This is a genomic window from Sinorhizobium sp. KGO-5, from assembly GCF_036245905.1.
GTDB classification, from domain to species: Bacteria; Pseudomonadota; Alphaproteobacteria; order Rhizobiales; family Rhizobiaceae; genus Sinorhizobium; species Sinorhizobium meliloti_A.
Genome location: NZ_BDIZ01000002.1, coordinates 147,439 through 161,924, shown reverse-complemented (window position 1 = coordinate 161,924; position 14,486 = coordinate 147,439). Strand labels below are relative to the sequence as shown.

The 14,486-nt window shown below is 59.4% G+C and carries 14 protein-coding genes; 11 read left to right on the top strand and 3 right to left on the bottom strand.

What is annotated here, in order from left to right; translation table 11 throughout:
• The first annotated feature begins 35 nt into the window (after positions 1 to 35).
• The 3 genes from BHD07_RS09975 to BHD07_RS09965 are packed head-to-tail and all read left to right on the top strand — an operon-like array spanning position 36 to position 3,529.
• A complete protein-coding gene (locus BHD07_RS09975; protein ID WP_338280902.1) occupies positions 36 to 950 on the top strand; it encodes an ABC transporter permease in 915 nt (304 codons plus the stop codon).
• Between the two features lie 12 nt (positions 951 to 962).
• Complete coding sequence (locus BHD07_RS09970) at positions 963 to 1,880, top strand: ABC transporter permease (RefSeq protein ID WP_100673310.1); 918 nt, start codon at positions 963 to 965, stop codon at positions 1,878 to 1,880.
• Complete coding sequence (locus BHD07_RS09965; RefSeq protein ID WP_338279612.1) at positions 1,877 to 3,529, top strand: ABC transporter ATP-binding protein; 1,653 nt, start codon at positions 1,877 to 1,879, stop codon at positions 3,527 to 3,529. Before BHD07_RS09970 ends, BHD07_RS09965 begins: the two co-directional genes overlap by 4 nt.
• Positions 3,530 to 3,835: 306 nt before the next feature.
• Here BHD07_RS09965 and BHD07_RS09960 read toward each other — a convergent pair whose 3' ends face one another.
• A complete protein-coding gene (locus BHD07_RS09960; protein ID WP_338279611.1) occupies positions 3,836 to 4,180 on the bottom strand; it encodes a hypothetical protein in 345 nt (114 codons plus the stop codon).
• A 248-nt stretch (positions 4,181 to 4,428) separates the two neighbouring features.
• On the opposite strand from BHD07_RS09960, the gene BHD07_RS09955 reads away from it, so the two are divergent.
• From BHD07_RS09955 to BHD07_RS09935, 5 genes are all read left to right on the top strand, one after another.
• Positions 4,429 to 5,646, top strand: coding sequence for an extracellular solute-binding protein (locus tag BHD07_RS09955; protein WP_338279608.1), 1,218 nt, complete (start codon positions 4,429 to 4,431; stop codon positions 5,644 to 5,646).
• A 63-nt stretch (positions 5,647 to 5,709) separates the two neighbouring features.
• Positions 5,710 to 6,798: a carbohydrate ABC transporter permease gene (locus BHD07_RS09950; RefSeq protein ID WP_338279607.1), complete on the top strand. Its 1,089-nt coding sequence runs from the start codon at positions 5,710 to 5,712 to the stop codon at positions 6,796 to 6,798.
• A complete protein-coding gene (locus BHD07_RS09945) occupies positions 6,795 to 8,195 on the top strand; it encodes a carbohydrate ABC transporter permease (RefSeq protein WP_338279606.1) in 1,401 nt (466 codons plus the stop codon). The genes BHD07_RS09950 and BHD07_RS09945 overlap by 4 nt, the downstream gene beginning before the upstream one ends.
• A gap of 394 nt (positions 8,196 to 8,589) precedes the next feature.
• Entirely contained in the window at positions 8,590 to 8,772 is a 183-nt protein-coding gene (locus BHD07_RS09940; RefSeq protein ID WP_027992259.1) for a DUF3606 domain-containing protein, read from the top strand.
• 228 nt (positions 8,773 to 9,000) lie between these two features.
• Entirely contained in the window at positions 9,001 to 9,186 is a 186-nt protein-coding gene (locus tag BHD07_RS09935; protein ID WP_100673314.1) for a hypothetical protein, read from the top strand.
• A gap of 407 nt (positions 9,187 to 9,593) precedes the next feature.
• Here BHD07_RS09935 and BHD07_RS09930 read toward each other — a convergent pair whose 3' ends face one another.
• Positions 9,594 to 10,469, bottom strand: a complete 876-nt coding sequence (locus BHD07_RS09930; RefSeq protein WP_198516809.1) for an MBL fold metallo-hydrolase — start codon at positions 10,467 to 10,469, stop codon at positions 9,594 to 9,596.
• Positions 10,470 to 10,793: 324 nt separating this feature from the next.
• Here BHD07_RS09930 and BHD07_RS09925 point away from each other — a divergent pair, with 324 nt between their 5' ends.
• Complete coding sequence (locus BHD07_RS09925; RefSeq protein WP_338279603.1) at positions 10,794 to 11,597, top strand: helix-turn-helix domain-containing protein; 804 nt, start codon at positions 10,794 to 10,796, stop codon at positions 11,595 to 11,597.
• A 447-nt stretch (positions 11,598 to 12,044) separates the two neighbouring features.
• Here BHD07_RS09925 and BHD07_RS09920 read toward each other — a convergent pair whose 3' ends face one another.
• On the bottom strand, positions 12,045 to 12,419 hold the full coding sequence (locus BHD07_RS09920) for a VOC family protein (protein WP_100673319.1): 375 nt from the start codon (positions 12,417 to 12,419) through the stop codon (positions 12,045 to 12,047).
• Between the two features lie 347 nt (positions 12,420 to 12,766).
• On the opposite strand from BHD07_RS09920, the gene BHD07_RS09915 reads away from it, so the two are divergent.
• Positions 12,767 to 13,588 (top strand): DUF1206 domain-containing protein, encoded by an 822-nt coding sequence (locus tag BHD07_RS09915; protein WP_338279601.1) that lies wholly within the window; start codon positions 12,767 to 12,769, stop codon positions 13,586 to 13,588.
• Positions 13,589 to 14,165: 577 nt separating this feature from the next.
• On the top strand, positions 14,166 to 14,429 hold the full coding sequence (locus BHD07_RS09910; protein WP_100673320.1) for a hypothetical protein: 264 nt from the start codon (positions 14,166 to 14,168) through the stop codon (positions 14,427 to 14,429).
• The last annotated feature ends 57 nt before the right edge of the window (positions 14,430 to 14,486 follow it).

Below are 14,486 nucleotides of genomic sequence, written 5' to 3'. Positions count from 1 at the left end.
GCATGAACTGCAAGGGAATCCAGAGGCTCCGCATGATGCTCGGCTATATCGGCCGGCGGGCATATCACAGCGTAATTTCGGTGATCGGCCTGCTGACGCTCGTCTTCTTCCTCACGCGTTTGACCGGCGATCCGTCGGCCCTCTACCTGCCGCTCGATTCAAGTCTCGAGGCGCGCCAGGCCTTCGCCCGCCTGAACGGACTGGACCAGCCGATTTACGTGCAGTTCATCCAGTATCTGCACAACCTCCTGTCCCTGGATTTCGGCCAGTCCCTGCGACAGAACCGGTCGGCGATCGAGGTCGCTCTGGAGGCCTTTCCGGCCACGTTGAAGCTGGCTTTGGTCGCGATGACGCTCGCAACCGTTCTGGCCATCGTCGTCGGCGCGCTGGCCGCTGCCCGTCCCGGGAGCCTGTTCGACCGCGTCGCCGGCCTCGTTTCGCTGGCGGGTGCGAGCACCCCCGATTTCTGGATCGCGATCGTCGGCATTCTCGTGTTCGCGGTCGGGCTCGGCATGTTGCCGACGTCGGGTACGGGCACTGCCCTGCACTGGATCATGCCGATCGTCGTGCTGATGCTGCGTCCTTTCGGGCTCCTGGTCCAGGTTGTGCGTGGCACGATGATCTCTGCACTCGCCTCGCCCTTTATCAAGACCGCCCACGCCAAAGGCATGAAGCGTCGCAAGATCATCTTCGGTCACGCGCTCAGGAACTCGCTGCTGCCGGTGATCACCGTCGCTGGTGACCTGGCGACCGGGCTGATCAATGGCGCCGTCGTCGTCGAGACGATCTTCGGCTGGCCGGGCATCGGCAAGCTGATGATCGATTCGATCATTCAGCGCGATTTCGCCGTGGTGCAATCGACGATCCTCGTCACGGCAATCGCCATCTTCATCGTCAACATCGCGATCGATCTTCTTTACGCAGTGCTCGATCCGCGCATCCGCTACTGAGGGGAGGCGACAATGACCGACCTGGCATTGCCATCCGTAAGATCGCCCGGCGCCCTGCGGCAGCTCGCAATTTATCTCACCCGGGACAAGCTGGCGCTCTGCGCAGCCGTCTTTCTCTTCGTGCTCATCGTCTGCGTGCTTGTCGGACCGCTCTTCGTCGGCGAACTTGCGGGCAAGCTCGGGCTCAGGCAACGCAACCTGCCGCCCTTCGCACTGGAGCACGGGTTCATCTACATTCTGGGAGCCGATACGCTCGGGCGGCCGATCCTGGCGCGGCTGATCGTCGGAGCGCAGAACACCCTCGGCATCGCGGCCGCTGCCGTCTTCTGCTCCATGGCTTTAGGCGGCATTCTCGGCCTTGCCGCCGGCTATTCGGAGCGCTGGTACAGCCACGTAATACTGCGCCTGGCCGATGTGGTGATGAGCTTTCCCTCGCTGCTGCTTGCCCTGATCGTGCTCTATACGCTCGGTCCCAGCATGACGAACCTGGTGATCGTGCTGGCGATTACCCGCATGCCCATCTTCATCCGCACCGCACGGGCCGAAGTGCTCGAACTGCGCGAACGCATGTTCGTCAGTGCCGCGCGCTCCATGGGCGCGAGTACCGGACGCATCCTGTTCCGTCATATCGCACCGCTCGTGCTGCCGACGCTGGTAACGATAGCCGCAATCGATTTCGCTACCGTTATCCTGGCCGAATCCTCCTTGAGTTTCCTCGGGCTTGGCATTCAGCCTCCGGATTTCACCTGGGGCGCCATGGTGGCCAACGGCCGCGGTTATCTGAAGACGGCGTGGTGGATCGCTTTCTGGCCGGGACTCGCGATCCTGCTAACGACGCTTTCCCTGAACATTCTCGCCAGCTGGGCCCGGACCGTCGCCGATCCGCTGCAGCGCTGGCGTCTGCAATCGCTGCGAAAGGCTCCGCGATGAACGCGCCGGACAAACCCATACTGCGGATCGACAAACTCACGGTCGACTTCCTCTCCGAAGGCGATCCCGTGCGTGCCGTCGACGACGTCTCGTTCGACGTCTGCCCGGGGGAAACCCTCGTCATCCTGGGCGAGAGCGGATCGGGAAAGAGCGTCAGCACCGGAACGGTGATGGGGCTGATCGATTGCCCGCCGGGCGACATCGTCTCGGGCTCGCTGGTGTTCGACGGGACGGATCTTTCCCGCCTCGATGACGAAGGCCGGCGTGAACTGAACGGCCGCCGCATCGCCATGATCTTCCAGGATCCGCTGGCCTATCTCAACCCGGTCTATACTGTCGGCAGGCAGATCGCCGAGGTGTTCGAGAGCCATGGCGGAGGCGAGGGGGGTGCGGTGCGCGACAAGGTCGTTCGGCTGCTCGAACGGGTCGGAATTCCTGAAGCTGACGAGCGGATCGACTATTATCCGCACCAGTTCTCGGGCGGACAGAGGCAGCGCGTGATGATCGCCATGGCGATCGCGCTGAAGCCGGACATCCTGATCGCCGACGAGCCGACCACGGCACTCGACGTCAGCGTTCAGGCACAAATCCTCGAACTCCTGCGGGACCTGCAGCGCGAGACCGGCATGGCGCTGATCATGATCACCCATGATCTCGAGGTCGCCGCGGCCATGGCGGACCGGATCATCGTGATGAATGGCGGCAGGGTGGTGGAGAGCGGCAAGGCCCAGGACGTGTTCACCAATCCGAGCCACGCCTATACCCGCCGGCTGATGTCGGCCGTGCCCCATGCCGACGCGCCGAAAGCGCCTCGGAATGCCGCACAAGGCGAGGTCCTGCTGCAGGTCGCCCATTTAAGCAAGCATTACAAGCTTGGGTCCGGTCCGTTCTCGCCCAAGCGGGAGTTCAAGGCCGTGGACGACGTCAGTTTCACGCTTCGTCGCGGGGAAACGGTCGGTATCGTTGGCGAGTCCGGTTCGGGTAAATCGAGCATTGCACGCATGCTGCTGAGACTGAACGAGCCCACGTCGGGCGCGGCACTCTTTGCCGGCGAGGACATTTTCAAGCTCAAGGGCAGGGCGCTCAACGGTTTCCGCCGAAGGGTGCAGATGGTGTTCCAGGATCCATTCGGGTCGATGAATCCGCGCATGAACGTCCGCTCGATCATTTCCGAACCCTGGGCGATCCATGGGGATATCCTGCCGCGCGAACGCTGGAACGACCGTGTCGTGGAGCTGCTGGAGCTTGTCGGCCTGAAGCCAGAGCATGCCGAACGGCATCCGCATCAGTTTTCGGGCGGGCAGCGGCAACGCATCGCCATTGCCCGGGCACTCGCCAGTGAACCCGAGCTGATCGTCTGCGACGAGGCGGTTTCGGCGCTCGACGTGTCGATTCAGATGCAGGTCATCGAGCTTCTGGCCGATCTCCGCCAGCGCCTCGGCCTCTCCTACGTCTTCATTACCCACGATCTGCCCATCGTGCGCCAATTCGCCGACCGGATCCTGGTGATGCAGCGCGGCAGGATCGTCGAGGAAGGCGAGACGGAAGCCCTTTTTGTCTCGCCTCGGCATGAATACACGCAAGCTCTGCTGCGGGCCGTTCCGCAGCCGAAGTGGTTGCAGCGCGATCCGGCCGTGGTTGCCGAGTAGAAAGCTGGAGGCGGCGGGTATTCTTGTCAGTCTCTGTGGGGCTTGACTTCAGGGCTTAGACTGCGTCGCGCTTTAGTCGCTCAAAGACCTTCGGGCAGAACACCTACTGCCAAGCAGTTCCACGCCCTAACGAAGTCTTCACGATGTCTCCTGCCAAAAGGCGCCTAGCCGCGATGTTCGTTTCCCTTGTAAGCCGGTGGCACAGCTCTCGACCGCGCAGGAAACCGTCGTGCGCCTCCATGTTGCCCGTGCGCTAGGGCGCCAGCCGCTGCCGGTCGACCTTTGTCAGTTTTGATCGCCAGCGCGTCAACGAATTTTCTGCCTGACGTCCTGCACAGCGAATATGTCAGTCATGTCGCGATCGGACCGCTCCGCCCTCTGATGCCCGCCCGGGGTTGCGTCGATGAGCTGCGCAGTTATGCGCACCCTGTTTCCCGGTTTGCGGACGCTGCCTTCCAGCACGCAGTGCACGCCGAGTTTCACGCCCGCCTGCTGCACATGGACGTTCTTGCCCTCGAACGTGAACGATGAGTTTCGGGCGATCACAAAGAGCTGCGACAGCTTTGACAAGGCCCTGATAATGTCCTCTGAGATGCCATCGGCGAAATATCCCTGCTCGGCATCATGACTCATATTCGCGAAGGCCAGCACGACTATCGACCATTTCGGCGATGGTGCCGTCGCCGACCGGCTTGTCGCGGTTTCGGGGTGGCGTTTGCCTTGATCTCTGCGTTGCCGCCCGCAGCGAATATACTCGGATAGGCTCCGCGATGTTACAAGGAAGGGGCCGCCGCTCGACGTTTCCACATATGAAGCTATCTACCTGCTGAAAAAGCAGGACGCCTTTGTCCCGTACCTGCCGCTCTGTTACGTGGCCTTTGTTCGAAGGGAGGACCCATATGCTATTCCGTCCCGGAGCTCTCGTCGCAGCGACCATGCTCTGCCTGCCGGCGTCTGCCGAGGAGACAGTACGGATATCCGGCTGGGGTGGGTCCGAGGTCGCCATTGTCAACGGGCTATTGACGAACGTTGTTGCCGAAAAGCTCGCGAAAGAGGGAATCAGGGTAAAGTACGAGCCTGTTGATGGCGACTATTCGCAAATCATCATTAACGGCCTGTCGGCGGGCACCGCTCCAGACCTTTTTTACGTCGATACCTTTTGGGCGCGGTCAGTATTCAGCGCCGGTCAAGCCGCACCGGTAACAAGCGACGTTTCTGGTTTTGCAGCCAATCTCCTCACGGCCTTCACCTACGATGGGAAGCTTTACTCGATCCCCAAGGATTTCAATACGCTGGCCATACATTTCAACAAGGACATCTTCGATGACGCGGGCGTCGATTATCCGAGCAACGACGACACGTGGACGACGCTGCAAGAGAAATTGGTGGCCGTGCACAAGTCGCTTCCGGAGGTCGATGGTCTCTGTGTTGTTCCGGAATATGCCCGGTTCGGCGCCTTTGCATTATCGACAGGCTGGTCCCCCTTTGATACTCGGGGAAAAACCATCCTGGATGAGCGCTTTCGTCGGGCTTTCGGTTTCTATACCGGCCTCGTGAAGTCCGGGGCCGCCGTTATGGCCGCCGACGCCGGACACAGCTGGACTGGCGGTTGCTTGGCGTCCGAGCGGGCTGCCGTAGCGATAGAGGGTGCTTGGATACTCAGCGCGTTGCGCGATAGTGCTCCAAACATGAATCTCGGCACTGTCCGGATGCCGAAAGACCCTGAAAGCGGCAAACGAGGCAATATCGTCTTCTCCGTCGGTTGGAGCGTCAACGCGGCCTCGAAGGTCAGTAAGGCTGCTGCAAAAGTTGCCGAACTCCTAACCACCGAGGAGGCTCAGCAATGGGTTTTGGAGCAGGGGCTGGCCCTCCCGAGCCGGACTAGTCTGACTGACAACCCCTGGCTGCGGGGCGGCGAGCCTGAACAGATCGCAAGCCGAGTGGTCCTCGAAGGCCTCTCGGACGATCACGTTACACCGTATTTTTTCGGGGACGTCGGAGGGAGTTGGATGCAGCCGATCAATGCTGCGCTCAATTCTGTCATCCTCGGGGAGGAGGAGGCGAACAAAGCTTTGCAATCAGCGCAAAGCGCCTTTGATCGGATGCTCGCCAGGTAAATTGCTCTCGGGCTTGCCACGGTTAGAGAACGCACGAAGCAAGCGCCCGCGGGAGGAGCGTGCATGTCACGAACAAGGTCAGAAGAGAGGAGCGGCTGGCTCTTCGTATTGCCCTTTACAATCTCTATGATGCTGTTTTTCGTCTTTGCGATTGTTCGGACTGCTTACTACAGCTTTACCGATTTCGACTTGTTCGAGGCTCCAAGCTTTGTTGGAATGTCCAATTACACTGCACTGGTCTCCGACGAACTTTTCCTCCTCGCCTTGCGCAACACTATCGGCTTCTCGCTCATCGTCACAACGACCCAGACCGTGCTCGCACTTGCTCTGGCGGTCCTTGTGAACCATGCCGTCCGGGCCAGGGGACTCGTTCGGACGGTGTTTTACCTGCCATCGATCATGTCCAGTGCGGCCATGACGCTTATCTTCCTGTGGCTCTTCCAGAGAAATGGCTTCATGACCGCAATCGTCAGCGTCATGCTTGCCTATCGCCAGCACATCCTTTTGTTCCTCGTGGGCATGGCTGCTCTGCACGGCGCGCTGGTTCTCAACGCGCGACGCAGCTACGAGGGTGTGTCGATCTTCGATCCATTCTTTCTGCTCGTCGCCGCCGTCGGCGCGCTGGCGCTTGCTGTTTCCTGTGCCCTCGCGGGATTGCTGTCTGTTTTCGACAACAATCTGCCTATTTCCTGGCTAAATACGCAGCGCCATTTCCTTTTCATGCCGGTCACGCTGTGGTCCGTGGCGTTGATGAACGTTTTTACGACGGTCCCGACGCTGATGCTGTTGTTCCTGGCAGGCCTGCAGTCAATCCCGAGCAGCTTATACGATGCGGCTGAGGTCGACGGAGCCAACGCTTTCCAGCGATTTCGCCACATAACCGTGCCGGCGCTCAGGCCGGTAACCTTTGCCGTCGTGACGATGGGCGTCATTGGTACCCTACAAATGTTTGACCAGGTTGCGATTTTAGGAGATGCGGCTCCCCTCGCAAGTCGAGTAACGCTTGCCTACTACGTTTATGAGAACGCCTTTCCCGCAGGCGCCTCTTCGAGAATCGGTATGGCAAGTGCTGCGGCCCTCGTCCTTGGCATCCTTACAATCACAGCCGTCTACGTGCAAAAATCGCTCGGCGTGAAGGAAAAGGGCGAATGATGGCGAGCACGCCGGCTGCTAAAGTCCCTCCCTTACGCCGCCGTTTACCGGCCGGCGCGCTTCGTCGGCGGCAGCTTGCGGCGAGCGCCTGGGTATATCTGACCTTTCTTGTTGTCGCGATCATCATGGCGGGGACATTCGTTCTTGCCTTTATAGCGAGCTTGAAGGTCGATCCACTCGAGAGACCGTTTCGCATCTATTTCGATCAGCTCAATCCGGCCGCATGGATCGCCGCGGCTCGCTTGGGGCAGGAGGGTGCGGGTGACGCTTTGTGGGGAGGGCTTGCTCCTGGCGCGAAGGTTGATTTCAGCGTGACGTACGCGGCACCCGCCGATGCTACGATTGTTGAACCCAGAGCCGAGGTTCCTCGCCGCCGCCCGGGCTCGGGCATCGCCGCTGCGCTCATGCGGCATTATGCGGCGGATTATGCGTCAATTGCATTGAGAAGCTCCAGTGCGGCAACGATGCAGGCTCGTGACGAGAAGGGAATTCGGCAGGGTTGGCAGACGCGGACATTCGTCTATGAGATCACCTACCGCACCGACCGCCAGAATGGCCCCTGGATCGAACGTACGCCCCTCAATCTTACCGCCCCGACCTCTCAAATTCTTATCGACAGTCCGATTTCGCCATCCCGATCCGAGCGGCGCGGACGTTTGCTGAGCTGGGACAACATCACACCAGGCGCTCTTGGGTTGATCTTCAACAACTACCGGAGGGTGATAAACGAGACCGCTGACCTGCAGACTGGGAAGAGCCTGCTTGGAAGCTGGCTGGGCAATAGTCTTGTGATCGCAACTGGGCGCCTGGTCCTGACGCTCGTCGTCGCTAGCCTTGCGGGGTATGCGCTCGCGCGGCTTAAGTTCAGGGGCAGCCGCTTACTATTCGCTGCAGCACTCTTCTCAATGACAATCCCGGCGCAAGTGACCTTCGTGTCAAACTATCTGATTTTCAGGGATCTGTCGCTTCTGAACACACCCTGGAGCGTAATCGTCGTTTTCGTAGCTTCAGCTAACGTCCTCTTGATGAAACAGTTTTTCGAGGGGTTTCCAAGGGAGATAGAGGAAGCTGCAATCGTCGACGGCGCCAACCGTTTTCAAGTGTTCTGCAAGATCGTTCTGCCAAACGCCAAACCGGCCTTGTTGGTCAACGCGATTCTCGCGTTTCAAGGCGCCTGGAACGACTTCTTTTGGCCCCTCGTCCTCATCACCAGCCCTCCCGAGGCGCTGACGGTCCAAGTCGGGCTTCTCAGTCTACGTCGTTCGTTCGGGGGTGTGCAGGGTGATTGGGGACTCGTCTTGGCCGGTGCGTTCATCTCGATCGTGCCAGTCGTTATCCTTTTCGTGCTCTTCCAGCGGCACATTGTCTCCACTCAGTTCGCCAAGGGCACCACATAGTATTACCACCCAAAGCCGTCCATTGTGAGTGCCGGAGTGCGGATTGCTGGCCGCATCCATTTTTCATAACGCAGTGCTTCCAACGGCAACTTTTGCGATGCGCGGATCCCGGATAAAGGCCAAAACGAGTCCAACCCGTACCGAGAAAAAAGATAGCAGAACCGGGGCAGCCGAAAGCTCGACCCGCATTGCGAGCTGCTGTTCGACGAAGACTGCCCGCTGAAACGCTGAAACCGACCGCGGCACCTACTCCAACTCTCCTGTTTACACGCGTGCAAATGTCATGGCGCCAGCTCCCTATCGTGTGTTCGGGTCTAGTGGTCGTGATGGCAGGAGGCGCGGAACCTGCGATTCCCGTCTGCGTTGTTGGTTAGTCAACGGAAGGAGGCCTTAGATGGCGGACGACAAGACTAAGACGGCAGCTGACCGCCGACTGGTATCGGGCACCCAGAAATACGAGGTCGACTACTTCGCGCGAAAGCACGGCATCGCCGCAGCGGATGCACGCCGCATCATCAAACAGCACGGCAACGACCGCGACGCTGCCGATAAAGCGGCGAGCCGCCTCAAGGGCTAGAGGCAGGTGTGTTGCGACCAAGCTTAAAGCCCGCTTCTATCTATTTTACCGGGACGGCCCGGCCCCTGTCGCGGCCTTTGGCGTTATGCGAATGCTGGGACTGAGCGACTGCCGTTGTATTATGTCTGAAACCCGACTGCAGATAAAAAATCTCAGCACATGTCTTAGTTTATTTCTAGCTAAATTAGTCTTTGGTAGTGTGCTCGCGTCATGGGATGGAGGATTTCTATGGAGCTTCAGCCGCAAGCCGCAATAACAGAGGCTGCAACCAAAATGTTGTCAGTGCCGGAGTTTTGCCGACGGCAAAACTTGTGCGAAGAAGAAAAACGGCGCTTGACCCGCCTCTTCGGCCGGTTTGCCACGGCTCGCGAGTTGCTTCACAACGCAAAGCGCGCTCCTAAGTGGAGGTATTAAGGGTGGGGCGAGGGCATCCCTGGGCGCACACCGAACGAAAAAACGGCGCTAAGCCCGTCTATGTAGCGATAGGTTTAGCTCGACACGTCAGTTCGCACGTCGGTGCGGCCTCGACCGGGGCGGCCGAAAACGCCTTCGCTGCAGAAATGCATGCACACTGTGGGATGAGCGGCTCGCACCGCGCGTGACTACCAGTTAAAGTACGAAAAATTGTGAGAACGCTGCGCGCTACAGAAGAATCGGTATCCGGCGGGCGCGATATAAGAAGCCGCCGAGGCATTGTCGGCTGCCCTTGGACGGCCAATACGCCGCATCGTAGCCCTCACTGCACGGATCAGGGAATGGCTCCCGGCCGTAGGCTTGATGCGAGACAATCAGGTCACACTCTGACATTGTTGCAATGGGGCCTATAAACTGAACTGATAGGAAATCGGCAGCCAACGATAACCTCTATCCTTCCGCTCAACGAACCCGAGCGAGGGGAATGACGTATGGTATCCGGCGACTGGAAGCCGGTCGGTTGCAACCATGTCATAGATGTGCCGTCGGGTCTCCGCGCCTTTGGCCTTATCCATGTCGAAAAAAGCGTGCCACTCGGGATGCGCAAGCGATGCTACCTCGTGATGCGCGCAATCGCCCCAGACGAGCAGTTGTTTGCCCTCGCTTTCGATGTGAAACGCAAGGTGGCCAGGTGTATGCCCATAGGCCTCAACCGCACGAATGCCGGGAACTACGTCGCCACCCGGTTTGATAAAGCTTGTACGTTCGGCCAAGGGAATGACATTGCTGGCGAAGAGCTTTGCCGACACATACTCGTTGTCGCTGGGAGAAGCCGCGAGACGGTCCTCGGCCGACCAGAAATCGAACTCCGCATCCCCGATCGCATATCGCGCGTTCGGGAATAGTGGTCTTCCACCCTCGATAAGGCCGCCGATATGATCAGCATGGCCATGGGTCAGGACCACGACGTCGATCTGCTCCGGCGTAAAGCCGGCCGGGCCCAACAGGTTTGCTAGCCAGCCGCCATTGGGCCGCGGGACGAAACCGTTTTCGCCGTTGCCGGTATCGAAGAGCACGAGCTCTTTGCCCGTGTTCACGATTGTGGGGGTAAAGCCCGGCCGAAATTTCCTTTCGGGAAGCAGGCTTTGCCGCATCAACTCTTCGACCTCGGTCTGCGGGCGATCTTGCCCGACGATCGGCCACGGTCCATCGAGCACGGGGCCGGCATCGAGGATATTGGTCACTTCAAATCTTCCCAGCTTGAAACGGTAGTGCGTTGGCATAGACGGACCGAGTGGCATGCCAGCACCTTGTGCCGCCGAACCGCACAGGCCGGTTATGGCCGGAGCTGCTATCAACGAAGCGGCGGAGGTCAGAACCTGTCGTCGAGATAGGTGGGGTAGAAGCGTTATGCGGTATCCTCCACGTGGGTACTGATCTCTGCTGGAGCGCTCCCACTGCGCTCGAAGCAGTGAGCCGCGTTCGCCGCAGCCGATCTGACTGCGGAACGCTCCAGCACAGGTCGTTCCATTTCTGCGAGGTTCACCTACACTGCAGTCCCGCGATCGGGATGAGGTTAGGTGGTCTCAAGTATTGGGAGGTTAGCTATGTCGGCACCGGATAGCTTGTATGAACGTGCTGCTCCGGACGGCATCCCCCGCCCCTTTTGGCACGTGGATGAAGTGAATACGTTCTTTGTAGGTCCTCTCGAGTACAACAAGCTCCACCAGCATGGCGCTCCCGTCTTCCTGGCTGGAATCTACAGCGAATTCTGGCTGCGGATCCATGGGGGCCAATGGCACTCGTGCCGTACGGCGGTCATTCCCGCTGGTGTGCTTCACGAGCTTGATCTCGGCGGCTATCCACTGGCGGTATTTTACATCGAACCAAAGCAAGGCGGCACCGAAGCACTTGTGCCGCTGTCCGGCGACAGTTGGGAAGTGGACGGAGTTCTCATGGGGCGCAGTGGCGAGGTTTCCGTCATGCGCGAGCTGTGGGAGGATAGGGCCGCCGCCAGATGGGCCGGCTTGGCTTTGGAGGACTTGCTCGGCTTTTCCGCACGGCGGGCCTCGAGAAGCAGAGACACGCGCATAGCAGCGGCTATTGATTACCTGCGAACGCACTCGGACGAACTCACCTCGGTACCGCCGCTCGCAAAGAGCCTAGGCCTGTCACCGTCGCAGTTTCAGCGCGTATTCACCCGAGAGGTGGGTGTGCCTTTCCGTCGCTACCGCGCTTGGAACCGGATGCGTGTGGCCATAAGCGAGATCGTGAACGGCAGCAACTTTACGACGGCCGCCCACACCGCGGGCTTCGCGGATCAAGCGCATTTCAGCAATGATTTCCGCCGGACTTTTGGTGCGCCGCCTTCAGTCAGTCTTTTGGCTTTGAGGGAGCCTCCTTCCCGGTGAATTTAACAGTGGGTTACGGGGTTGGATCGAAGTTCGCCTCGAAGTCCGTCCAAAGGAGCGCGCTTGGGCCTTGAACGCCCGCCGTTGACGTCTCGCTGTGGTTCTTGGCCATCACTACACGGCGCCTGTCGAGCGGCGGCCACAACGCGGCACGAACATTGGTGGAGGCGGTATCGCTCAAGCCGGCAAAGCTTGTTCTAGACGCCGTCGCTGAGGTGCATTGATGCCTGCCAAAGCAAAGAGTTGCACAATGAGCGGGCCTGCGGTTCGGATCTGTTCAAGAGCTTTTACTTTGGGCCTCACTCGAGAGTTTGACCGAGGGTCTAACCGAGTCAGGGCATTCATCCAGCGTATCGGCATTGCGGGCCGGAAACCGATGCTCAATGTTTGGTATGCGGGCGGCCGCAGGTAGGCGATGCCTTTTGCCGATGCCTCTCGGTGGCAGGATTAGGCCTCAGGTTCGTGGCAAACGACTTCGATATTGTGCCCGTCCGGACCAATGACGAAAGCTGCATAGTAGTTCGCGTGGTAGTTCGGGCGCAGACCAGGGGCACCATTGTCTTTGCCACCCGCCTCGAGAGCCGCGCGATAGAAAGCTTCGACTTGCTGGCGATTCTCGGCTGTGAACGCCAAGTGGAGATGCGCTGGCTTCTCCTCGGTTTGGTACAGGCACAATGAAGCCTTGCCCTTTGGGCTAAGCTCGACACCGTACGTCGGCAGTCCCTCCGAGACTACGGCCACGCCGAGTGGTTCGAGTGCCTTGAGGAAGAACGCTTTGCTCGCTGCGTAGTCGCTGACGCCGAATTTGACATGGTCAAACATGAGTTCTCCTGAAGTGTGTGGGCCTGCCTGACGAAAGTGCGCCCGAGCGTACCTCTGCTGTGCGCCTTGCAATGTCTGTTGAGCTGCAAAGGTCTTCGCGGCCGCTTGCGTCTCACACTTGATGGCATGTCTCAGCCATTGATGGCAAGGAACAGAGAGTGGGGAGGGCCGCACGGCAACACCCTTAGAATTCACAAGACAAGCGGCTGTTCGGGCAAGGCCCGGGCATCGAAAGCATCTTGTAACGGGTGCTTGTCTGTGCCGGCCGAGAGCTTGGGTCGAACCGCGACAACCTTCCGGCAGGTCGTGCGTTAGTAGACGAAATAAATTAGAGCCCGGAGAGCACGATGCCCTCAAGATTTCGTTTCGGCCTACTTGCGAAAGCAGGCTACACGGCCCGTGGTGTAGTGTTCCTTCTCGTTGCCGGACTCGCTCTTTTCTCCGGAGTGACAGGCGGTCGGCCCGAAATGAAGTCAGCGCTCTTGACGCTGCTCGGACAGCCCTTCGGCCGGATCTGGGTCGGATTGATCGGGCTCGGCCTGCTCGGGTTCGTCGCCTGGAGACTGGCCCAGTCCCTTGCGGATAGTGACGGCCACGGATCCGATCGCAAGGGTCTCACTGTGCGCAGTGCATTGTTCGGCAGCGCCGTAGTATACCTTGGGCTGGCCGGCTACTCCCTCGGACATGCACTATTTCTTGCGGGTGGAAACCAGGAATCTGGCGAGAAAGGGCTGGCGGAATGGATTCTGTCGAAGCCGTTCGGCTCGTACCTGGCGATCGCGGTCGGGATCGGCTTCGTCGTCGGTGGGGTCGTCACCGCGTACAAAGGCCTCACACGAAAGTTCGAGCGATATGTCCGCATTCCCGACCGGAACCGCGTCCTTACCTCAATCTGCATTTACGGCCTCGTCGCGCGTGGCGCTGTCTTCGTGATTATCGGCATCCTGTTCGCGTATGCCGGATTCCGGGTTGACCCGGAACAGGCTGGCAGCATGAGCGATGCCCTGGAGTGGCTTCGACAACTGCCGTTCGGCTCGATCCTGTACATCGCCGTGGCTGCCGGTATTGCTGCTTTCGGCATCTATAACCTTATTGAAGCGCGGTATCGGGTCGTCCGCGGCCCTGATCTGGCAACGGTGAAGCAGCCGATCTCGCTGCAGAAAACCTGACCCAACGCAGCCGGGTTGATTGAGCTGGTGAAAGCGTGGGGGGTGGAAGGCAGAGTGGCAATTACGGTGTGCGATGCCGAGCCGCTGAGCTGAGTTTACGAAGCTTTTCTCGGCAGTCTGCCGGCCATTGTCGCCTCCTTAGGGGACCATGAGGCCCCGGAACTGCCTTCAAGGACGACATGACTAGTTCCGGAGCCTCAAACGCAATAGCAGGTGACGAGATCCGCCATGGCGTTCATCGGGATATGTGTCGGGTAAAATCTTCGGCAACCGCCGTAAGACTTTTGTCAGGGTCCATGGGACTAAGGTCCGATATATACTACTGCCATTTCCCGTCGATATATGAGGATCACACTGGTTTCTCGGAGACATTACTGACTCAATGCACCTGCGAAGGTGTCTTTAAGTAGATATCTCGCGACAAACCTGCGCCATCCGACTGTTGGCTCCGAGGCGAACGCGATCACCGATTCCTTGTCGGAACTGTTGTCGCCGTCTTCTTCTTTTACCTAGCTTCAGGGAACTTAAATCTTTTGTGATGGTTTCGATGAAGGAAAGTACGACAAGGAGAAACAACATGGCTGATAGAGGACCAACAGTTGTGAATACCGGAGGCAACGGTGCTGGTTGGGCCGTCGCAGTGATCGTGGTTCTGCTGATCGTCGGAGCCTTGTTCCTGTTCGGCGGCGACCTGTTCAACGGCGGCGGAGGCGGCGGGAATACCGATGTCGACGTGAACGTGCCGAACGTCGAAGCGCCTCAGGCACCGTCTGGTGGAGAAACATCGGCGCCTTCAGGCGGCACGGCGACGCCAGCTCCCTCGGGCGGCGGACAGCAATAGCTCCTGCAGAATGCAGACGGAGTTCCTGCACAGAAGTGGCGGCGTCGACGGAGGGTG